Origin of the sequence: Pseudoflavitalea sp. G-6-1-2 (assembly GCF_012927185.1) — a bacterium.
Classification (GTDB): domain Bacteria; phylum Bacteroidota; class Bacteroidia; order Chitinophagales; family Chitinophagaceae; genus Pseudobacter.
The window spans coordinates 1157785-1180115 of the sequence record NZ_JABBGB010000003.1; the positions used below are offsets into that span (position 1 = coordinate 1157785).

Below are 22331 nucleotides of genomic sequence, written 5' to 3' on the forward strand. Positions count from 1 at the left end.
TTTTTTAAAAGAAAAGGAGGCTGCGGAAGGGCCGCAGACACCTGGATACTTTGATTACAAAGCAAAATACTGTAAGCAACTGTACCAATACCACGAAAACAGGTATTTTTTGTACTGGTTTACCGGTAGTTCGTAGACTGATTTCCGGCAATATATTAATAATAAGATAAAACAGACAGAGGGTGGTTTCATTTTCAGTGCCTCTACCTTTGCCCGCGATCCTGAAAATTATTTGTGATTAAGCGGACCCCATGCGAAACGCCGGACTTTCAGATATTGAGCTGTTGGATCTGATCAAGCAACACGATGCATCGGCATTTCGTGTATTGTTTGAAAGGTATTGGGAACAACTGTATCTCTTCGCCTTAAAAAGACTGAAGAGCAAACAGGATGCTGAAGACGCCGTTCAGCACGTGTTCATGAGTATCTGGGACAAACGATCTGTCCGAAACATCCACTTCTCCCTTCAGCATTATCTCTACAAATCGGTTTCTTACGAATGTATTGCAGCGCTCAAAAGAATGCTCGATCGTCCTTCGGACATTGAAGCGGTCGACGAAAATATTCTTCCTCTCTTCAGTGATGTGCTCGAAAATATGAGCCTGCAGGAACTCAATCAGCTCATCGAAACCGAGATCAGTCGACTGCCGCACCGCATGCAGCAGATCTATCGCCTCAGCAGGGAGCAGGATCTCAGCGTGCGCGAGATCGCCGTATCACTGAATGTATCTGAACAAACAGTAAAGAATCAACTCACCACTGCCTTGCATCGTTTGCGCAAACCTGTTACGGATGCCATGCTGTTGCTGCTCGCCAATGAGTTAATGATTCGGTAACATAGACCACTAGTACCAAACTTCTTTTTAGGGCGCTTATAATAAAGCGCCTTTCTTTTTTACAGAAACAGACATTACGCAACAATGAATAAGGAAGCACTGAAAAGCATTGCCGAAAAATACCTGAACGGCACTGCTTCAGAAAAAGAAATAAAAATGATGCAGGCATGGATGCTGCTTACAGAACAGGAGGATGCTTCCCTCACTGATCAGGAACGCCTGTCTGCCAAAGAAAGGATCTGGTTGATGATCGATCCCGATGCGCAGGATTCTGCGGAAACCACTGCCAAACCTATGTTCCGGAGGATCAGTAAAAGAATGATGCGCTATGCAGCTGCCGTATTGCTGCTCACAGGTCTCGGTTCTGTTGCCTGGATCTATCGCTTTCCCATACTCGATATGGTAGACCCTATTGCACTGAAGAGTATGCAAAGTGGTCCGTATGAAATAAAAGAATGTTGGTTGCCGGATAGTACGCATGTAACATTGGCGGCAGGCAGCAGCATCAGTTATCCCGAAAAATACCGCGGAGCCAGAAGATTTGCCACACTGCGTGGTAAAGCATTCTTCAATGTAGCGCGCGATGTTGCACATCCTTTTGAAGTGGAAAGCCATCACATGAAAATAAAAGTGCTGGGAACATCCTTCGAAGTAGATGATGCCGATGGCCGGGAACATGCACTGGTAACCGTTGTAACCGGTAAAGTGCAGGTGAATGCAACCAGGCAGCAGCCTGCATTGCTCGGTCGTAATCAGCAATTGAAATTCAACAAAAAATCAGGCAGCATTGCCATCGATGATACAATCGACGCCGGTTCGGTAACCGGATGGACAACCAAATCTTTATCCTTCAATGAAACACCGCTTGCAGAAGTGCTGAAAGCCGTTGCAGTTGCTTATCAGCTGGATATTCAGCCTGGCCAGCAGGTGGTGAAATCATCAGCCACATTCAGTGGAAATTTTTCCAGATCGGAGTATTGGAAAGATGTGCTCGATATCATCTGCATGTCGTCGGATCTCTCCTGGTCTGTGAACAGATCAAACACAATTGTGATCAAAAAATAACGCCGGCAAACTTAGTGTAGTCGCCAGGTTGCAGCAGCAGCCCGGCAGGCGGTCTCATTCTGCTAAAACAGGATACGGGATTGTTTTATCCAAAAAAGTAAATGCAAATGCACAAAATTCTACCGTTCTGTTTCAGACGGGAACCAACCAGAACCCGGAACCTTCCCGGAAGATTATGGCTCAGTCTGGTGCTGGTATTGTTCAGCACTATCATGCAGGCACAACAACCTGCAAAAAAGATCAGCCTGGAGTTCAGCAATGAAGATGTTATCAGTTGCCTGAAGAAGATCGAATCTGCGTCAGGCATCAATATCTACTATCAGCCCAGTGAACTGAAAACCGTTTCTAAAAAGTTCACCATCAGTTTCACCAACCAATCCGTTACTTCTGTACTGAATACTTTGTTCAGCAATACCGGCTTCACCTGGCAGGAGCTGAATGGAAAGATCGTCATAAAAAAAAAGGCAGCAGAACCAGCCCCCGCGAAGGAGCCTGAAACTGTAAAGCCTGTAAACCAGCAACCATTCAGGGTTTCGGGCCGTGTGAAAGATGAAAAGAATAAACCGATGTCTGGTGTTTCTGTAAATATCAAAGGAACGAAGTCTGGTACATTGACCAATGCCGAAGGACAGTTCGATATCAGGGTTCCCGGTAAGAATCCCGTGCTGGTGTTCAGCTATACCGGATACGAAAAAACAGAAACAGTAGTGGAAGACAGTGCTGCTATTACTGTTTCGCTTCTTCCCGGTAATGCAACACTCGGATCTGTGACCGTTTCTGCCAGAAGAAAACTGAACACAGAAGCATCACTGCTCACAGAAAGAAAGAACGCGAGCATCATCTCCGATGGTATCTCTGCACAACAGATAGAGAAAACAGCGAGCATCACCACTACGCAGGCTTTGCAACGTGTGTCTGGTGTAACTGTAACGGATGATAAGTATGTGGCCATCCGTGGACTTGGCGACAGAAGTGTAATCGGACAGCTCAACGGTATTCGTCTTGCTTCCTCCGATCCCGACAGAAGCGCTATTCCATTGGATCTGGTACCTGCATCGTTGCTGGATAATATCACCATTTACAAAAGCATCACGCCAGATAAACCTGCGGATGCAGCAGCGGGTATCGTGGATCTGAAAACAAAATCAATCCCTGATAAAGAAACATTCACCATCTCCGCGCAAACCGGAATGAACACACAGACCGGCAGCAAGGTGAACAGTTTTTACAATAGCGAAATGGGTTTCCTCGGAGGAAAAGTAAAAGATAAATCGCTGAGCAACGAGTTTCAGCAGCTCTCCAAACAGTATCCCGGAGGCCTGCGCGACATACAGCGAATGATTGCCGACAGCCGTAATGATCCATCATTGCTTGCAGAAGCCAATCGCATCAACCGCATCATGCATCAGTTCGATCCTGTACTGACTACCCGATACAAAAATGCACCGGTGAATCAGAATTATTCCATCACGTATGGCAACAATTATTCTGTGTTCAAAAATCATCAGGTGGGATTGATAGTAGGCGCAAACTATTACAACCGTACCAGTGATATACACGAGGGAACCCTTACCCAGTACAGTGTTTATCAGGGTGTGCTTACGGGGAACAATCATGTGTTCAGCCCGCGCATCATCCCCAACTATATCACGCCGAATAATATCAACCTTGGAAAATACCTGAACTACAAAGAGAATACAGGAACACAAACCATCAACTATGGTTTCCTTGGTGGACTTACGTATCGCTTCTCGCCGCAGCATGAGATCAGTATGCAGTATCTCGGAAGCCGTGGCGCAGAATCGAGAGCTTCCAATTTGTACGGAGCATACGAGTACACGGGTATTCCGGGTAAAATATCCAACACCATTTACTCGCTGAGGCAGGTGTACCGCACGCTGAATACTTTCAACCTGCAGGGCGAACATAAATTCCTGCAAAATGAATATTCTCCGAGACTCAGCTACAACCTCGCGAGTTCGGGCAGCAGTCAGGATGATCCTGATTATCGTTTCGTGAACCTCGCAGACTATACGCCCAATAATGGCGCAGCCATTCAGATGCCTTCCGATATTCCGAACTCAGTAGGTGGCATACAATACACGCGCAACTTGTATTCGCTGGTATCTGGTTATGTGAATGGATATGGTCCGTACGGAATCATTCAGGCAGATCCTAACGGCCGGAGGTTCAGAAAACTGAAAGAAGAGAATTACAACTACAAAGCTGATGTATCGCTTCCTTTCAAATTCCTTGGCAACAAACAGGAATTCAAAACAGGGGTGAACTACCTGCATCGCAAGAGAAATTTCACCGAGAACGTGTTGTACCTGCCGGGTTCAAATTACTCATCTGAAAAGAGTATGCCGTTGTACGAAGTAACCGGCAATCTCGATAAACTGATTGGATACGATCGTATCGGTATCCGTTCGCAATCGAGTTTCAACGGAGAAGGTGCTCCGAGAATGGGCGGCTTCCTCTACAATATTCAGAAATCACCGAACAACTACAAAGGATATTATGAAACGCGCGCCTTCTACGGCATGCTCGATCTGAGATTGACGGAGAGCCTGCGACTCACTGGTGGTGCACGTTTTGAGATGACGGATATTCAGGCAGCAGTAGATACATCGAATGTATTTCTCGATGCCAGCATCACTACCATTGACGGTGGTGGCAACAAAGTGAACCTGGTGTATACCGAACCGAACTCCGTATACAAAACCAATTACGAACCTTACTATTCGGCTAACCTCACCTACACATTCAATAAGAACATGAACTTCAGGCTGGGCTACAACAATTCGCTGAGCCGCCCTGAACTGCGTGAACTTACAAACGTATTCGACTTCGATCCTTTCCAGTTTGCACTGGTAGTAGGAAATCCGAAGCTGAAAAACCAGCAAACAACCAGTTATGATTTCCGTTGGGAGTGGTTCCCACGTTCCGGTGAAGTGCTGTCTGCATCTGTGTTCTACAAGGAGATCGACAATCAGCTGACGAAGGTTTTCAAAATTAATTCAACCGGCCTGGATGCAAAATTCCCTGAGTTTCCTGCCATCGAGTTTCAGAACGATCCCAACAAAGGACGTGTTTATGGTATCGAACTGGAAGCAGTGAAGAACCTGGGGACTTTGCTTCCTGCGCTGAAGTACTTCTCACTCGGCACCAATCTGTTGCTGGCACAGAGCGATATCAAAAAATCTCCTGAGCGACTGGAATCATCGCGCGCTATCGACAGAAAAGCTCCATCGAACAGTCCATTGTTCGAGCAGGCGCCTTACAGCATCAATATCTTCCTCAACTATAACAACAAGAAACGCGGAACGGATCTCACTGCCACATTCAATATGGTAGGAGAGCGACTGATACAGGTTAATCTGGATGGTACGCCGGATCTGTATTCCAGACCAAACCCCGTGCTCGACATCGTATTTACGCAGCAACTGCTGAAACGCTGGCAGCTGAAAGGCTACGCGAAAAATATTCTCGACAAGCCGGTTGAAGAAGTATATGCCAACCCCGGAACAGGAGGCAAATTCTATGGTAAGAAATATGTGCGCCGCAGTTTCTATCGCGGTACAGAATTGATGATCGGACTTACCTACACGCTCTAAAAAGAAACACTGATGAAAAAATCACTCATATATTTTTGCAGACTTGGGTTGGCAGTGATACTGCTGACCGGTTGCAAAAAGAAACTGGATTTTGAATACGATAACCGTCTCAGCAAAGAACCTATCGCAGGTTCCATCACGCGGATAGTGAACATCACCGGTTCAGATCAGCTGAGGATCAACAATACAAAGCTTACGGCTTTTATTGCACCTGCTATCGACGGAAGTTACGGTGAGAAGGAAACCCGCGGCACCATTTACTTTCCGGAGAACGGAAGAATTGGAGTTGGCACTGCCTTTACTGTTCCGCAAATGTTTGTAGGAGCTGATGGACAGATAAATAACATTCAGTTCAGCTCATTGGGCAACAGGCAGGCGCTGCCACCATCGAGATCATTCGTTGCGAAGAACGATCCCAATAACGCTACAGATTATTACTACGTAAGATATCGTCCGAACAGAGAGAGCTATCTCGATTCACTTATTGCTGTGCCGAGATCAATTTCTCCCTCTTCCAATCCGGCCAGTTTCAGAATCAGGCTGGTGAACCTCTCTTCAGATGCTGACCGGAATTCACTTCCGGGTATGTTCCGAAAAGGAGCGATGACACTGGCTTTCGCTGATGGAACACCGCTCGCCGGAATGGCAGCAGTAGAGCCCGGAAAATATTCTGAGTACATCGATGTGCCTTATGGTACTTATCAGTTTAAAGTATTAGACAGTGATGGAAAAGAAGTGCCCTCAAGCAGTTCTTATGTGATGAATCCGCAGACAGGTACACTGATGGACCTGTACGGAGAACCCGGTATCGGTGGTAAAATGGATACCTGGCTCACTTACGCACCCATCAGATCTTACCAACCTGGAGGTGTGTACACTATCGTAGTGAGCATGAATACCGATTGCTCGATCCCCACCGGAAACCCCAACGGTGAAACGTACAACGCCGAAGGAAATACATTCCGCATTATTGCTGATATAGCTGATCCTGTGAATATGACATATGCCAGAATGCAGGCTGTTGCTGCAATACCGGGCACTACGGTGCAATGGAAAACAGGTAATGGCAATCTTGGTAAGCCTATCGGTTTTGCTGAGGCAACTGCTTATCAATCTTTCATCACCGGAGTACAGTCGGTGAAAGCATACGACAACAATGGAAAGTTGCTGGCAGAAAAAGAATTGAAACTGGAACCCGGCGACAATATCACTGCCTGGCTGTTTACAGCTGCCGACGGCAAACCTGCTATCAGTTTTGTTGCCAATAACCTCAGCGGAAAATTCTTCAATGGTAAAGCAGGAGAGGACGGAAGCTACAGCATGTACAAAGATGGATTCCCTACCTGGATGAGGTTGATGAATTTCTGCCCTCAGTTGAACGAAGTGAGTTTCAGAGCAGACAATGGTCAGCAATTTATTGTTGGTGCGGGTTCGAAAGCCGCTTCTGCCACGGATCATATTCTGCTGGGAAAACCAGTGGTGTCCGATGCTTACGTGCAGTTTATGCTGAATCATCCGGCAAGGGTACTGGCCTACGCTTCTGCTCCGGGCATCCTTCCCGGAAACTTTATGACGCATGTGGCACCACTCGAAAACCGCCGTTTTATCGCAAGACCTGATCTGTACAAAACAGCCAGCCTCCCTAATAAAGAGCCGGGCGTTTATACGGTAGCGATAGTAGGGGAGACAGTGGCAGCAGCCCGCATGATCATTGTTAAACACAATCAATAAACAGTCAGCAATGAAATATAAACTTAGTTTCTGTACCGCCTTCCTGATGCTGCTGCTGTTGGCAGGATGCCGCAAAACAGATTTCGCAGCAGTGGAAAGTCCCGCATATATCCGGGTGTTCAACAGCCTTGATTTCAACACCACTGTAGATAATAAAGACGCACCCCAGCCATTTCTGGTGATGCTGATAGACCCCGTGCTCGATAAAGACGGTATTCCTGAAAGCGCCGCCATTACCGGCGACTTCCTCGATAAACGCGATGCCTGGGCCAGACCTTACCCCGATGCAGTGAACACTACACTGTGGCAGAAAGAATATCCCGGCACACTCAAAGTGCTGGCTGCTCCCATCCTCAACGGATACGATCTCAGCAGCTGGGCGCAGGTTCCATCGGGAAAACACCGCATCATATTTCAGACAAGACCTTACAACCAAACACCGTTTTTCAGTCTGGAGAAAAAACTCCGCGGCGTATCCATCATCGATACCACTATCGAAATGGGCGTAAGAGAAGTATATACCATGCAGGTGTTGCAGAAAAATTATCAGTCGCCCAAAACCATCCTGTATGTGCGCAACGAAAATTTTGTAAAGCAGCCGCTCAGCGATTCGATGGTGTATGTTAATTTCTATAACCTCAGCTCCGAAGGATTTTTTGATGTGGCAAAAACAGAGAAAGATCCGAACGATGTTCCCAATAAACTGATGGGAGACAGAATGGGCGTGTATTTCAGCCTTACCAGCAGTAAGAGCAACAGCCCTAAACCTGTAGCCGGTTTCACCAATGTACCGATGGGAGCCATTATCAGATCGCATAAACCGGAGGCGGCGCCTTATTACAGTTTTCCATTATTTGCCGATACCAGCGCTTCAAAAATATTCACCGGCAATATGGGACAATATTTCGCATTCTGTGCGCCGGGTTATACACCAGATATCATTCCTCCCTTCGAAACACCGGTAGGCGTATTTACAGGAGTGGCATTGGGCGATTATGGAGATGATGCCGGAAGCCAGTTCTGGCCTTACAAGATCAAAGGAGATCTGCGTACCGGCATGGTGGTGAGCATCCATTCCGGAAAGGACAATCCTAAATCTTTCTCAACCATCAATACAGTTGAATACATCAACAAGAAATTCTATCTCACTACCATTCAGCGCAAATTTGAACCGCCTACCTACTAACAAATCAATCATGAAAAAAATATCCAGCATATCAATTTGCGCACTGCTGATGCTGATGATGGCAGCAGGTTGCAAAAAAGAAGATCTCACTGCGCCGGCAGACAGAACAACGCTGCCGCGGAATATGGGAGAGTTTATCGAAAACAATTATGACCTGAGCATTCTGAAAGCTGCCCTGATTAAAACCGGAATGATGAACGACCTGAAACAGCCGGGCGCTTTCACCATGTTTGCTCCGGATAACAAAGCTTTCAATCAGATCGGTATCACGGAAGAATCAATCGCTGCAATGAATACCGATAGTCTGAAGTTCATACTCCAGTATCACCTGATTGCAGACAGGTATTATGTTTCAAACTTTCCGGTGCAGTTGGACAATGTGTATAAAACGCAGAACGGAAAAGAGCTGTATGTAAGCATTTCAAAGCAACAATCGCAGGGAGCCAACAATAAAGATACCTATGTGAACGGAGTACCTGTAATGCCCGAAGCCAAAAGAAATATCCCTTTATCGAATGGCGTGCTGCATATACTTTTTCGTCCATTGAATATTTCAACCGGAACGGTGCAGGATTACATCGCATCCAGATCGGAGCTGTCGCTTTTTGCAGCCATCATGAAAAAATTCAATCATTGGGATGATCTGAAAAGCAAACCGCTGCTGACCGTGTACGCTCCGGTGAATGATGCATTCTTAGCTTATGGATTAACAGCCGACAGCATTGCGAAGATCAATCCTGCTACATTCAATCCGCTGGTGTTCGATGTATATCTGCTGCAAATGAAGTCTGCCAGAGTGTTTGCCAGTGATGCCGCTACGCTTACGGAGAACGGCACTCAGCCTATCAGCAATGGCATTATGATACAGCCAGATTATGCAATGAATCCGGGCTATACGTTTTCTACCTACAATTTCACGGAAATCGCCACACTCTGGATCTACAAAAAGGCCATAAACGGAATCTGGGACGTAAACCCCCACGGCAACGCTACTGTGTATTACGCAGGAGGATTGAACTACTCCAATAAACTCAACAGCAATGGCGTGGTGCATACGATCGATCAACTGATTTTCGATCCAGCCAGGTTCCGCAAATAAAAAAACTTACACATGATCTATACAATACCACATAACAAATTCTTTACAGCGCTGCTGGTGCTGGCGGTGGCCTTCGTTGGTTGCCGTAAAAAAGATGTAATGCCTGAGCCGGTAGGAGAGCCGGTGCCATTTACCGGCGCCACCAAAAAATGGCAGCAACTGATTGAGGAAGGCAACAACTTTTCGCTCTTTCAGGCAGCCCTCAAAAGGTCGTCGCTGAACACCATTATCGAAAAGAGCGGCTCGGCATTTTTAACCTTCTTTCTTCCGGTGAACAAAGCCATGGAAGAAGCCGGCTGGACTTTAGACAAGATCAATGCTGCAGATCCGAAGCATCTGGACAGCATGCTTACCTATTGCATCGTTGCCGGACAAACACTTCCCGGCGCATTCACAAGCCCCGGAAGTAAAACACTGGCCACGCTTTCGAAACGCGATGATGTGCCCAATTTCTCTTCTTCACAGTTGTATACCGATTTTCTTTTTGTGGGTTCGCACAATGACAGTGTTTGTGTAAACGGACAAACACAATCCAAATGGAGCGAAGCTCAGCTGGCCACCAACGGCGCGATATATCCGGTTAGCAGAATGGTGCCGCGTCCCACAAAGACACTTATTCAATATATCGCTGAAGATCCCAGACTGGAATTTTACAGTGAAGCAATCCGCATCAACGATAGTTTGTATACATCCGAATGGCGCGATATTCAGGTAGTGATGGCGCTCACCGGTGGCCCTTCGGTAGCACAGCATACACTTTTTGCGCCTTCAAACGAAGCATTCAAAAAAGCAGGCTTTCAGTCTGTAGACGATATCAGAAATTATTCTCTGGCCACATGGCCGATCCCCTGGCCTGAAACTGGGGAAGATGGATACTTTCATGTCCCTGTTACTTCCATGGATACATTGTTGTTCCCTCATGGTACTGGTCTGTATCAGATATTGGGAGGAAAAGACCTTTCTGGTCCGGTTTTCTTCACCAACGATCTCATCGATAACGGAGCTTCATTAACGGGTATGCCACTCACTACTTCCAGTCCGGGTTATCTGCCTCCTTTATTTATTCCGCTTGCATTCAGTAGTCCGGATAAAGAGCCGCTGATAAAACTGCTGAAATCGAACAGGCAACCGGTGCCGATCGCAGATAAGAATATCCGAACGCTGAATGGCGTGATCCACGTGGTAGACAACCTCTTTATGCCTTAGGCTAAAAACACTGAACAATGAAACAATTGCTATACACCTGCATGGCGGCGCTTGCACTCGCAGCCTGCAGCAAGAACGATAAAACATTGCCGGAGAAGGAGAGTGATCTCTCCAACCGTCTCACTTTTATCATCGACGACAATAAATTCAATTTCTCTTACTTCAACACGGCGCTTGGCCGTACAGCTTACAAAAAGAAGCTGGGAGAGGAAGGGCCTTTCACTGTGCTGGTCCCCGATAACAACGCTTTCATCCGAAATGGATATAGTACTGAGAATTCAGTGCTCACCGAAGATGCAGCCATACTCAACAACATCGTTCCTTATCATATTATCGATGGTATCTGGGACTTTACTAAACTGCCTTTTGCATTCAATCAGGAGATCAGCTCCATCACAGGTGCAAGCATGTACATAACGCGATGGGTAAAGAATCAGGATACTGTTCTTACCATCAACGGATCGCGCGTGATCAGCAGAAACCTGAAAGCCAGCAATGGCACCATACAGGCCATCGACCAGCTGCTGCAGCCGATGGTGCACAAGCGTCTCTCAGATCTGGCAGCAGCTGATACTACACTCACCTGGTTTAATGTGGCGTTGCAACATGCCGATATGAAATCGTTGCTGGAGACCAACAAAGCTTACACTGTATTCGCACCATCGAACAAGGCTTTCCGCGAAGCGGGATATCCCACTATCGAATCTGTATTGAATGCAGATGCAACGGTGATAAAGAATCTCCTTCGCTACCAGCTATTCGAAGGCCGCCGATTCGTTTACGATTACATACTCACTACCGGCGCTGCTGAAGTGTCTGATCAGGCGATGCTCAATGGCAATCCCATTCAGGTATCGCTGACCAAAACAGGCATCAACTATACAGGCATTAAAGTAAAAGGACTGAGCAATGCCACATACTCAAACATTCTAAAAGGCAATCTGCTGGCAGGCAATGGCGTGATGCATATCATCGACCAGGTGCTGAAAGAAAACCAGTAAAAATATTCCCCATGAAACAGATCCTGCGTATTTGCTTTCTGCTTTGTATGGTACTGATTGGCACACATGGCTGGAGCCAGGAAACCAACGGCGCTATCACCGGAAAGATAACAGACGATAAAAAAGAACCATTGGCTGGTGCATCTGTCACTGCCATTCACGAACCATCCGGAACCAGCTATGGCATTGCCACAGGCGCCGATGGAAGATATTATCTCCCCGGTCTCCGTATCGGTGGACCTTACACCCTGAAAATTACAATGGCTGGAAGAGCACCGCAGGCGATCAGTTCCATAACCGTTCGTCTCGGTGAGCCATTGCAATTGAATGTAACAATCACTGCTTCGGAAAAAGAACTGGCTTCTGTTGAAGTGAAAGCCCGCAAAGGAGCTGCCAGAGCCAATTCTACAGGTGCAGGACTCAATATCGGAAGAACGCAGCTGAATTCGATGCCCACCATCAGCCGCAGCATTCAGGACATCACCAAACTTGTTCCGCAAGGCTCTAAGGACAATTCATTTGCAGGAACCAATTTCCGTTACAACAATATTACCATCGACGGAGCTATCAATAACGATGCGATCGGGTTCAGTCCTTCGAGCGGAGGCATCACCGGCAGCTCAGGCATGCCCGGATCGAGCACGCGCTCCAATGCCATTTCGCTCGATGCCATCGAAGACATGCAGGTATATCTTGCACCCTACGATGTTAAGATCGGCAACTTCACCGGAGGCAGCATCAACGCTGTAACACGCAGCGGTACCAACAAAGTAACCGGCTCCGTGTATGGATTTGGCAGAAATGCCACCATCACCGGAAAAGATAAAACCGGATCAACCGGTAAAATGAAATCCGACTTCCACGATTATCAGGCAGGTTTCAGAGTAGGTTTCCCCATCATCAAAAACAAACTCTTTTTCTTCACCAACGAAGAGATCACCAGTCGCCGCGATCCGGTGCAACTGCTGGCCGGAAGCCCTGAAACTGCGGGTATTCTCAGTGCCGAAGATGCAGACAAGATCCGAACGGAAACCGTGAAGCGTTATGGCAATCGTTTCGATCCCGGTACTGCAGGTGATTACAATGCCTGGTCGCGTTCACAGAAATTCTTCAACCGCATCGACTGGAATATCAATGCCAGACATCAGCTGAGTCTTCGCAACAACACCATTTTCTCCAAAGCGATGAACATGGATCGTGATCAGCAGGATTTCCGGTTCAGCAGCATGGCTTACGAACAAAGCAATAACCAGCATTCAACTGTGCTCGAACTGAAGAGCCGTTTCAATGGAGGATGGAGCAACAGCTTCATCGCAGGATACAGCGCCGTGCATGATAAACGCTCACCCACCGCAGACCCTGCATTGCCGCAGGTGCAGGTGGCAGGCCGCACTCCGGGCACTACCATTTATTTTGGTACCGACCGCGAAGCGAGCATCTTCAATATGAAACAACGCACTATCGAGATCACCGATAACGTAACGCTGAGAAAAGGAAAACATACTATCCTCATCGGAACGCACAACGAGTTGTATCGCATCAACTACGGATTTGTAAACAGCTGGAATGGCCGTGTAGACTATCTCAGCGTGGAAGACTATCTCGCCAACAAACCATACCGCGTTCGCGGCAGCTACAATTTCAACAACAATAACCGCGATTATATTCTTGCCAATCCCGAAGCGGTGTTCAATGTGAACATGCATAGCCTGTATGCGCAGGACGAAATTCAGGTGACAGACAAACTGAAGCTGATCCCCGGTCTTCGTGCAGACTACACCTGGCTTCCTCAAAAGCCAGCCATGAGCGAGCAGGTGCAGAACGCCATTACCGATAACGCATTCGGAACAACCTACACGTACACACCGCTCAACAGAATCAACAACAACTACCTCAACAAAGTGCAGTTGTCGCCACGACTTGGATTCAGGTATGATGTGAAAGGAGATCAGAGCATCATCATCCGCGGTGGAACAGGATTGTTCACCGGCCGCATTCCATTCGCATGGCTGGCATATGCTTACTACAACAACGGCATCAACTACGGATCATTCGATCAGAAAGCAGACACGAAAGTATTTGTTCCCGGTTCTGATCCATTACTCGCTGGGCCCAACGGCATAGCGGGATTCATTGAACAGAACGGTGCTGTGATCAACAACAGAAATTCAGGAAAAACACAGGTGGATGTAATCGATAACGGATTTGTAATGCCGCAGGTTTGGCGCAGCAGCGTAGCGCTCGATTACAGTACTGAAAGCGGATACAAATTCGGATTCGAAGCCCTCTTTACCAAAACGCTGAAGGATGTGATGTTTCAACAGATCAATATCAAAGACGATCCAAAATATTATCCTTACGATAAAAACAAAGAGCAACCCATCTACAGTGGAACAGTTGATCCCCGTTTCTCCAACGCTTATCTGCTGAGCAATACAAAGCAGGGTTATCGTTACAGTCTCACTGCAACTGTGAGCCGCACATATGCGTTTGGATTGAATGCCTCGCTGGCCTACACCTATGGTGGATCGAAAGATATCTCCAATGGTATCCGCAACTCAATGGAAAGCAACTGGCAGCTGAATCAGGCGCTGAGCCCCAACAATCCCGGACTGGCATGGTCTAACTTCGATCTTCGCCATCGTATTGTTGCCAATGCCACTTACAGAAAAGCCTGGAACGATCATTGGACAAGCTCCCTCACTGTATTCGCTACGGCTCAGTCCGGAAGTCCGTTTACCTATGGTGTTGTCAACAACAGCGTACAGGGATTGCCACAGCAAACAAGTTTGCTTTTTATTCCGCAACGTGAAGAAGCAGTGAAATTCTTTCAGGATTATACTGGTCAGAATGGGCATTCAATCACAGCAGCCGCGCAGGCTGCAGCATTCAATGCCTATATCGATGGCGACAAATACCTGCGCACACGCAGAGGGCAATTCACAGAACGCAATGCAGGCCGTACACCATGGAATGTGCAGGCAGACCTTCACTTTGTACAGGAGTACAAACTCACAAACGGACATGCCATCAGTTTCACCATCGACATCATCAACTTCACCAACCTCATCAACAGCAGCTGGGGAAGGATCTATTTTTCACCGAATACATTCAACTCAACAGCGAGTGTAGGCTTAACACCTGCATTCCCTGCGAAGCAGAATCCTGAAGGTTATCCGGTGTACACATTCGATAATCCGGGCAAACCATATTCTGTGGATTTCTTCAATTCGAGAGCACAGATGCAGATGGGCATCAGGTATTCATTCTAGTACAATCAATACAAGACAATGAAAAGATATTTTGGACTGCTGGCGTTGATGCTGATACTGGCCTTCGCCTGTAAAAAAGACAATCACGAAAATGCAAAACCTGCATTTGCGGTGAAAGCATTCTGGCCTAACGGCGGAAATGCGGGAACCATTGTAACCATCCGTGGGCAAGGGTTTGGTGCCAAAGCATCCGATAACGAAGTAAGCTTCAACGGAACAATTGCCACGGTAGTGAGCAGAAACGATTCTACGCTGATGGTGCAGGCTCCTGCAAACGGAAGCACCGGAACACTCTCCGTAAAAGTAGCCGATAAGAAAATCGATGCAGGTACCTACACGTATCAGCAGTTGACCGTAAAAAATGTATATCCGCTCAACGGACCTGCAGGAACCAATATCCGCATCAGCGGAGAAGGTTTCGGCAATACAGGAGCACCTGCAAAAGTGATGGTGAATGGCAAAGAAGCCATCATTACCGATCTCTCAGATACCTTGCTGATTGCAGCAGTACCTGAGGCTGCTGGCAGCGGAAGCATCAAAGTATTTGTGAATGGCAAAGAAGTGACCGGCCCCGGATTCAGCTTCCAGCATATCTCCGGCATCAAACCATTGAAAGGTGGTGCAGGAACTGAAGTAACCATTCTCGGTGAAGGGTTCAGCACAGATGCTGCAAACAACCTGATAGCCTTCAACGGCAAACCCGCGGAAGTGCTGAGCGCCAGCAATGGTAAGCTGGTTGTGAAAGCGCCTGCGGAAGTAGCCACAGGTTCAATCTCGGTGACCATCAACGGACAAAAAACATCCGGCAATGTATTCACCGTTGTTCCTAAACCAGTGCTGAAAACAGTCACTCCACTGAGCGCTCCTGCAGGAAGAGATATAGAATTTACCGGTGAATATTTCAGTGAATTTGCCGATGAGATCAATATCACATTCAATGGCAAACCCGCTACCATCGTTGTTTCAGCAGAAAAGAAAATGACGGTGAAAGTACCAGCGGGTGCAGGTGCAGGCAATATACTCGTAACGGTGAACGGACAACAAACCGGCGGCCCGCTTTTCAAAGAACAATCTCTCGGCGTTGTGAAACTCACGCCCGACAATGGATTGACAGGAACCGACGTAACTATCGCTGGCATGGGATTTGGCTCGCTGACTGCGGATAATCAGGTATTCTTCAATGGCGTTGCTGCAACTGTAGTGAGCGCCACTGAATCTGAACTGAAAGTAAAAGCACCTGCTGCATTCACTACTGGCGCCATCACTGTGAAAGCCGGTGGGCTCGATGCAACTGGTCCGGTTTTCAGAAGGGCAGGTGTGATCACCATCGCGGGTAATCCATCTGCGAATGAATTCAGCTACCCTGAAGGAATTGCAGTGGATGCTTCAGGCAATGTGTTCGTATCCGATGGTAACCTCATCAAAAAAGTAACACCAAACGGAACCGTTTCTGTATTCGCAGGAAGCACTACCTCCGGTTTTGCAGATGATATGGGGCCCAATGCCCGCTTCAATTTTATTACTACGCTCGCAATGGGTGAAAACGGCATACTGTATGCGCTGGATGTTTTAAACAGGAGAGTAAGACAGATCACTTCAGACGGAAATGTTAAAACATTCGCAATACTCGGCTTTACTCCGACAGGCATGGGGGTAGACAAGAACAACGTTGTCTATGTAGGATCGCAGTACAGTTCGATCTACAGATTGGATGCATTGGGAAATGCCACCAAAGTAAGCAACACCTATGAATCCGCTACCGGATTGATTGCGATTGATAATGCAGGACAGATCTTTTACAATGGCGATTACAGCTACAATGATGTGTTCCATATATTGCCTGATGGCCGCAAAGAAGTATTTGCAGGAAGTACCAGTTACGGATCTGTAAACGGACCATACAGATCGGCCATGTTCGGCACATTGAACGGAACCGTTATCGACAGAAACAGCGGCATCATGCATGTTGTTGACGGCAATGGAATAAGAGTGCTGGCAGACGGAATGGTGTCCACACTCACCGGCTGGAGCGGCGGCTTATCACCAGTATCCGGATACAAAGATGGTACGCTGAACGAAGCGAAATTTTGGGATATCAAATCGCTTTGTATAGACAAGGAAGGAAATATCTATGTGATCGAAAGGAACAATAAGGCTGTTCGTAAGATCATAATGAAATAAACGATGTAGTTATATTCGGACTGGCAACATGGCAAGATCAGCAAATCACAACAGTCAAACCCGCTGATCTTCCATGTTTGCTTTTTTATGTATTAGTGCGGAAGTTTTTCTCTGAAATATCCATACACCCAGGTGCCCGCAATTGCAGACAACACCACTACAATCACCACATACACACCTGTTCCGATCTGCGCGAACAATGGGCCCGGACAAGCGCCTGTGAGCGTCCATCCCAAACCGAACAGCAGTCCGCCATAGATCTGTCCCTTGCTGAATTTCTTTTTCTGAAAACTGATCTCCTCTCCATGAATGGTTTTCACTTTGAACTTTTTGATCAGCCATACGGAGATCATGCCCACCACTACTGCGGTACCTATCACGCCATACATATGAAAACTTTGCAGGCGGAACATCTCCTGAATTCTGAACCAGCTGATGATCTCTGCTTTTACGAATACGATTCCGAATACTACTCCAACCGCCAGGTATTTCAGGTTGTACCAACCGGGATGCTGTTGCTGCGATTCATTCACGCAGATGGTATCCGTTGATCTTACTTCAAAATCTGTATCGGGTGTTGCTTGTTGTGTTTGCATTACTCAGGAGTTTAGAGACGAAGAATGAAGGGGAGGATGAGATTGGCCATAATGAAACCTCCCACCATGAACATGATAGTGGCTATCAATGAGGGCAATTGCAGGTTGCTCAGTCCCATGATGGAATGGCCGGATGTACAACCTCCAGCCCATCTTGTTCCGAAGCCTACGAGAAAGCCACCGCCGATGAGCATGATCAGTCCACGCAACGTAAACAGACTTTCAAACGAGAACAACTCTTTCGGAAGCATGCCACTGTGATCGTTGATATTGTAAGTGGCCAGTTCTTTTGCAAGATCGGGATGGATCGCTACAGGATCAGGATTGCTCATCAACTGCGTGGCAATGATGGCGCCGATTATGATGCCACCGACGAACACAAAATTCCAGATCTCCTTTTTCCAGTTGTATTGAAAAAATTTTATGCCTGCAGGAAAGCAGGCTGCGCATACATGCCGCAGATTGGCGGATATGCCGAAATGTTTATTGCCCAGCAACAGCAGTGCCGGTACTATCAGTCCGATTAGAGCGCCGGCTACATACCAGGGCCATGGGGCTTGGATCGCTTGCAACATCAGGGTGTATTTATTTTGTAAAACTCTTACAAAATAATACTTGTTTTGGTGACATTGGTCACACTATGCTTCTTCGGGATGTTTTCTGGCAGTGACGAAATAGTCGAGGCAGCCGGAGTCGAGCGGTTTCAGCTGAAAATCAGTGTGCAGAATACCCGCAGTGATATCGGGCGATTTGCGGGCGAGTTGAAGCCTGTTGTAGTTATTCATCAGGCTGTAAACGCCTCTGAGCAATGCGGCTGGCAGATTGTGCTGAAGATCGAGTACATCGAATTTCAGTATTCGCTGTACATTCTTCTTATTGGCTTCGTAATAATCCATCACAATATCATTGCCATAGATTCCTTCGACACTTGCACGGTGGAAATGTTTCGCAATCAGTACCTGCATGGAAACGGGTGCGTATTCGCGTACGTGAAAAGGATTTCTTGTTAAAGACATCATTTTGTTGGGCGTGGTGAGATACAATGTACCACCCGGTTTCAGCACGCGTTTCATTTCGCGCAACAGCGCATGATCATCTTCGATATGTTCTATCACCTGAAAACAAATAACGGTATCGAAATTATTGGAGGGAATGCCGGTGAGATGGGGGAGAAGACAATATTGAAACTGTTTGTGATCGTTGAACTCTACACGTGCAGGTTTTTTCTTGTCGATTGCCAGCCATTGCGCTGCCTGATGATGCAGCATCTCCATTCCGTACCCTTCGCCACAGCCCACTTCCAGTACGGTTTTCCCGTGAAGGCTGGAAGACGGTATGGCCTTGTAGGCAAACACGTGGCGTTGATAGATATAATTGTTGGCATAGGTATGGCTGTCCGCTCTTTCGGCGGTTTTCAGTATTGCGATCATGGATGTATCAGTGGTTTCAATATGATACACGCATCAAAAGGAAAACCCTTACCGTTGTTCGAAGAAATTCAGGTTAAAAAATAAACCTGCCTGAACGCCTATCCAGCTCATGCGGAAACTGCTGGCATTCTCATCGTAATTATTGGTGAGATTGTAAAGTGGAGGTGCGATGCCGAATTTATCGTACATCTCCGATTCTGTCATATTGAATGGTACGAGACTACCGCTTTTATCGTGCTTCAGGTGCTGCATATGTAAAACCGGACCGAACTGCAACTGCAGGTTACCACTGATCTTCCACGATGCCAGCAGACGAACTGTATTTAAACGTTGTGTAACGGTTTTCGGAGCAGAAGGCAACGAGTCTTTTTTGTAATCGAGACCACCCGTGAGAAACTGTGCATGGATGCTCCAGCGGTGATTTACAGGCACTGAACTTCCAAGCCCATACCGTGGTCCACCATTTCTGAAATTGCTGGCCACACTGCCGATAGCGTACAGCCATGTATGTCCGGCCAGTATGGTTGTTTGTGCATAGAGCGCATCATCGATTGTTAAGCCGGCAGCGGCAAAGAGGCCGGTGTAGCCGCTTCCGGATTCCGCACGGCGTTCGGCCCGGAACGCACTTCTGGCAAGCCTTCGGGAAGCCCGGTCCGGCCTTGAATTTATCTTTTCTTCCTCATCTCTTTTTGATGAAAGATCTTTGAGAATCGCAGGCGCCGGTTTATCGGGAGTAAGTAATTTGTTGTTGACGGAACTGATGGAAACAATGCTGTCTGTTATGGTGCTCTTTTCTTCAAATGATGAGGTGATAGCCGGTAATGATGCCGCCATTTCTTTCTCCCTTATTCCGTTTTCCGCGAAACGATTTGCAGCTGCATTCTTCTTTGCATCGGTTGCGCTTTTAGGAGTACGATGACTGTATGGCCCCCGTGTTAGGCCAGCGATGGAAGGCCTTACAGAAGTGGGTACCATAGTTCCGACTTTGTCGGCAAAGATAATATGCGATCCAAACTCCGCATAGTTAACACCGGTAGTTTGTCTGGTCTCTTCGAGCAACGTGTAAACAGTGTATTTGCGCTTGCTTAATTTCAGTATTTTTTCCGGAGGGAATTTCTTTGTATTCACGGAGAACTTTACTGCTGTCTGCTGTGTGATCTGTGTGAGCAGTTCCTGCAGTGTCCATTGGGTTTTGGACAATTGCACAGGTTTCTTCAAAGCCGGATTCGTATGCTGCGAATGGGTTGGTGCAGCAACCAACAGAAGGTAAACGATCAATGATGCACAGTATAGAAATCTACTCGCAACTCTTTCCACTTAGATACACGGTTTTATGGTCTTTTCTAAATTGAATATTGAGTGTAGCAGCAATCACTTCGAGAATATAATCGAGTGACTGTTTGTCGAAACTGGCGCTGATAGTGCAGTGTGCCAGTTCTCTGTTCTCATATACAAATTCTACACCGAAGTGCGCTTCGAGCGACCTCGTTACTTCTATCAGCGAAGTGTTCTGAAAGTTCATCTCCTTCACGGCTTTGCTCAGTGGCTTCACGTATGGCTCAACAAGATCTATCTTTTTCTTTGCGATATCATAGATGCCTTGTTGGTTTGGCAGTAAGGTAAGACTGTCGCCGCCTCCATACATGCGCACTTTACCTGTGTGCACATTTACTTTTATTTCCAATGAATCCTGATACACAAAGAAGTTGGTGCCCAGTACTTTGATGGTTACCGGTCCGGCTATCACTGTAAACGGATCAGCAGCAATGTGCCGAACATCAAAAGAAGCCATACCGGTAAGGGTAATTGTTCTGTTACCTTTAAACTGAGCAGGGTAGCTGATGCCGGATTGGGTGGCCAATGTAACCACGCTGCCGTCTGAAAGTGTGTCGTTGATAATATTATCTGAAGTTTTTCTCTGCACCAGTTCTGCTGTTACAGAAGACGGATTGTTTTGAGCCGTATTGAAATATCGGATGAGCAGGGAGATGATCAGCAGAAAACCTGCAGCAATGCCAATACGAACGAGCCATATTTTTTCGGAAGCAGATTGTGTTCTTTGTGGATGCAGCTGCTGCTTTACCGAGTTCCAGAATAATTTTTTATCGGGAAGCTGATGTGGCTCGCCCGCACTGAATTGATTCCACGCAGCACTGATCTGATCGAATATCGCTTTGTTGTTGGGGTCTGCTTCCAGCCAATGCTCCACCTGAATGGCCTCTTCGGGCAAAGCTTCGCCCGACAGGTATTTAGCCAGCAGCTGATCATCGATGATATATGGTTGTTGGCTCATTTTATAGGGTTGCGTAAAGGATGATCATTACCAATACCTGCGATAATTTTTCGCGCAATATCTTCAATGCTTTTCCAATCTGTGCTTCCACTGTTTTGATGGAAATGTCCAGCTCTGCTGCAATAGCCGCATACTTCATGTTCTCGAAACGGCTTTTGTGGAAGATCAGTTTACATTGAGGCGGCAGGCTTTCGAGCGCATCCCTGATCTGTTGCTGCTGTTCTTTGCTCAGTAAAGGATCGGTGTAAACTAAAGTGGTCGACTGAAACTGCTGATCAGCTGTGTATTTGATTCTTACAGCTTCATTGCGCTTCACATTCAGGCAGTAATTGTACACGGAGGTATAGAGCCAGCTCTGCACGGATTGCTGTTCATCGATAGTGGAGCGTTTTTCCCAGAGCTTCAGAAATACTGTCTGCACGGCATCGCGGGCGGCTTCGTTGTTGCGCAGTATGGTCCATGCGTAACGGTGCAATCCTTCCATATGTTTATGGAAATACTGCTCTACAGCCTTTGCGAGTTTGTCGTCCGCGTTAGGTATGCCTTCAACTTGTTTCAGGGCAGGCGATTGAAATGGTATTTAGATATGATACACTCCAGGTGGAATATACCCTTACTCTGTTTCAAAAAAAATCCGGAGCTGGTTATCCCGGCTTTGATATGTCTGTGCAGTAAATCGCTGCACGATGTACAAACAATAGCGGTATCTTTTTGTTGTGCTTCCGGAACTTCGCGCTGGAACTTAAGTGTTCGGGAGCAGAGCAAAGATGCTGTAATCTGTAATCAGCCGCAATATTTACTGGATGAATGGCAAGGCC

At 46.9% G+C, this 22331-nt stretch carries 15 protein-coding genes and 1 pseudogene; 10 read left to right on the top strand and 6 right to left on the bottom strand.

All coding sequences use genetic code 11. The annotated features are described in order from the left end of the window. The first annotated feature begins 251 nt into the window (after nucleotides 1-251). The 10 genes from HHL16_RS22090 to HHL16_RS22135 all read left to right on the top strand — a co-directional run bounded on the left by HHL16_RS22090 (nucleotide 252) and on the right by HHL16_RS22135 (nucleotide 17194). On the top strand, nucleotides 252-836 hold the full coding sequence (locus tag HHL16_RS22090; RefSeq protein WP_169427506.1) for a sigma-70 family RNA polymerase sigma factor: 585 nt from the start codon (nucleotides 252-254) through the stop codon (nucleotides 834-836). Between the two features lie 84 nt (nucleotides 837-920). Further along, a complete protein-coding gene (locus HHL16_RS22095) occupies nucleotides 921-1901 on the top strand; it encodes a FecR family protein (protein ID WP_169427507.1) in 981 nt (326 codons plus the stop codon). 107 nt (nucleotides 1902-2008) lie between these two features. Continuing rightward, entirely contained in the window at nucleotides 2009-5518 is a 3510-nt protein-coding gene (locus HHL16_RS22100; protein ID WP_206022537.1) for a TonB-dependent receptor, read from the top strand. 12 nt (nucleotides 5519-5530) lie between these two features. Beyond that, nucleotides 5531-7249, top strand: coding sequence for a hypothetical protein (locus tag HHL16_RS22105; RefSeq protein WP_169427508.1), 1719 nt, complete (start codon nucleotides 5531-5533; stop codon nucleotides 7247-7249). Between the two features lie 10 nt (nucleotides 7250-7259). After that, nucleotides 7260-8435: a hypothetical protein gene (locus HHL16_RS22110; protein ID WP_169427509.1), complete on the top strand. Its 1176-nt coding sequence runs from the start codon at nucleotides 7260-7262 to the stop codon at nucleotides 8433-8435. A gap of 10 nt (nucleotides 8436-8445) precedes the next feature. After that, the gene (locus tag HHL16_RS22115) at nucleotides 8446-9534 is read left to right on the top strand and encodes a fasciclin domain-containing protein (RefSeq protein ID WP_169427510.1); all 1089 of its coding nucleotides are present in this window, start codon (nucleotides 8446-8448) and stop codon (nucleotides 9532-9534) included. A 12-nt stretch (nucleotides 9535-9546) separates the two neighbouring features. Further along, nucleotides 9547-10740 (top strand): fasciclin domain-containing protein, encoded by a 1194-nt coding sequence (locus HHL16_RS22120; protein WP_169427511.1) that lies wholly within the window; start codon nucleotides 9547-9549, stop codon nucleotides 10738-10740. Nucleotides 10741-10757: 17 nt separating this feature from the next. Then, nucleotides 10758-11741, top strand: coding sequence for a fasciclin domain-containing protein (locus HHL16_RS22125; RefSeq protein ID WP_169427512.1), 984 nt, complete (start codon nucleotides 10758-10760; stop codon nucleotides 11739-11741). Nucleotides 11742-11752: 11 nt separating this feature from the next. Then, nucleotides 11753-15013, top strand: a complete 3261-nt coding sequence (locus HHL16_RS22130) for a TonB-dependent receptor (RefSeq protein WP_169427513.1) — start codon at nucleotides 11753-11755, stop codon at nucleotides 15011-15013. Between the two features lie 18 nt (nucleotides 15014-15031). Continuing rightward, nucleotides 15032-17194 carry an IPT/TIG domain-containing protein gene (locus HHL16_RS22135; RefSeq protein WP_169427514.1) on the top strand — a complete coding sequence of 721 codons (2163 nt, stop codon included), beginning with the start codon at nucleotides 15032-15034 and terminating at the stop codon, nucleotides 17192-17194. Between the two features lie 92 nt (nucleotides 17195-17286). Here the strand turns inward: HHL16_RS22135 and HHL16_RS22140 are convergent, their stop codons facing one another. From HHL16_RS22140 to HHL16_RS22165, 6 genes and pseudogenes are all read right to left on the bottom strand, one after another. Then, a complete protein-coding gene (locus tag HHL16_RS22140; RefSeq protein WP_169427515.1) occupies nucleotides 17287-17790 on the bottom strand; it encodes a DUF6691 family protein in 504 nt (167 codons plus the stop codon). Nucleotides 17791-17801: 11 nt separating this feature from the next. Continuing rightward, nucleotides 17802-18371, bottom strand: a pseudogene (locus tag HHL16_RS22145) (YeeE/YedE thiosulfate transporter family protein); the annotation flags it as partial. Nucleotides 18372-18428: 57 nt separating this feature from the next. Next, nucleotides 18429-19220 (bottom strand): class I SAM-dependent methyltransferase, encoded by a 792-nt coding sequence (locus HHL16_RS22150; RefSeq protein WP_169427517.1) that lies wholly within the window; start codon nucleotides 19218-19220, stop codon nucleotides 18429-18431. A 48-nt stretch (nucleotides 19221-19268) separates the two neighbouring features. Next, entirely contained in the window at nucleotides 19269-20420 is a 1152-nt protein-coding gene (locus HHL16_RS22155; RefSeq protein ID WP_169427518.1) for a hypothetical protein, read from the bottom strand. Nucleotides 20421-20517: 97 nt separating this feature from the next. Next, nucleotides 20518-21513: a FecR domain-containing protein gene (locus HHL16_RS22160; RefSeq protein ID WP_169427519.1), complete on the bottom strand. Its 996-nt coding sequence runs from the start codon at nucleotides 21511-21513 to the stop codon at nucleotides 20518-20520. 1 nt (nucleotide 21514) lies between these two features. Beyond that, nucleotides 21515-22093 carry an RNA polymerase sigma-70 factor gene (locus HHL16_RS22165; protein WP_346766853.1) on the bottom strand — a complete coding sequence of 193 codons (579 nt, stop codon included), beginning with the start codon at nucleotides 22091-22093 and terminating at the stop codon, nucleotides 21515-21517. Nucleotides 22094-22331: the final 238 nt, after the last annotated feature.

Bases quoted from the DNA above. Each gene is read 5' to 3' on its own strand.
- HHL16_RS22160 (WP_169427519.1), bottom strand. From the start codon at position 21,513: ATGAGCCAACAACCATATATCATCGATGATCAGCTGCTGGCTAAATAC.
- HHL16_RS22120 (WP_169427511.1), top strand. From the start codon at position 9,547: ATGATCTATACAATACCACATAACAAATTCTTTACAGCGCTGCTGGTG.
- HHL16_RS22115 (WP_169427510.1), top strand. From the start codon at position 8,446: ATGAAAAAAATATCCAGCATATCAATTTGCGCACTGCTGATGCTGATG.
- HHL16_RS22090 (WP_169427506.1), top strand. From the start codon at position 252: ATGCGAAACGCCGGACTTTCAGATATTGAGCTGTTGGATCTGATCAAG.
- HHL16_RS22105 (WP_169427508.1), top strand. From the start codon at position 5,531: ATGAAAAAATCACTCATATATTTTTGCAGACTTGGGTTGGCAGTGATA.
- HHL16_RS22150 (WP_169427517.1), bottom strand. From the start codon at position 19,220: ATGATCGCAATACTGAAAACCGCCGAAAGAGCGGACAGCCATACCTAT.
- HHL16_RS22135 (WP_169427514.1), top strand. From the start codon at position 15,032: ATGAAAAGATATTTTGGACTGCTGGCGTTGATGCTGATACTGGCCTTC.
- HHL16_RS22140 (WP_169427515.1), bottom strand. From the start codon at position 17,790: ATGCAAACACAACAAGCAACACCCGATACAGATTTTGAAGTAAGATCA.
- HHL16_RS22100 (WP_206022537.1), top strand. From the start codon at position 2,009: ATGCACAAAATTCTACCGTTCTGTTTCAGACGGGAACCAACCAGAACC.
- HHL16_RS22130 (WP_169427513.1), top strand. From the start codon at position 11,753: ATGAAACAGATCCTGCGTATTTGCTTTCTGCTTTGTATGGTACTGATT.
- HHL16_RS22095 (WP_169427507.1), top strand. From the start codon at position 921: ATGAATAAGGAAGCACTGAAAAGCATTGCCGAAAAATACCTGAACGGC.
- HHL16_RS22125 (WP_169427512.1), top strand. From the start codon at position 10,758: ATGAAACAATTGCTATACACCTGCATGGCGGCGCTTGCACTCGCAGCC.
- HHL16_RS22110 (WP_169427509.1), top strand. From the start codon at position 7,260: ATGAAATATAAACTTAGTTTCTGTACCGCCTTCCTGATGCTGCTGCTG.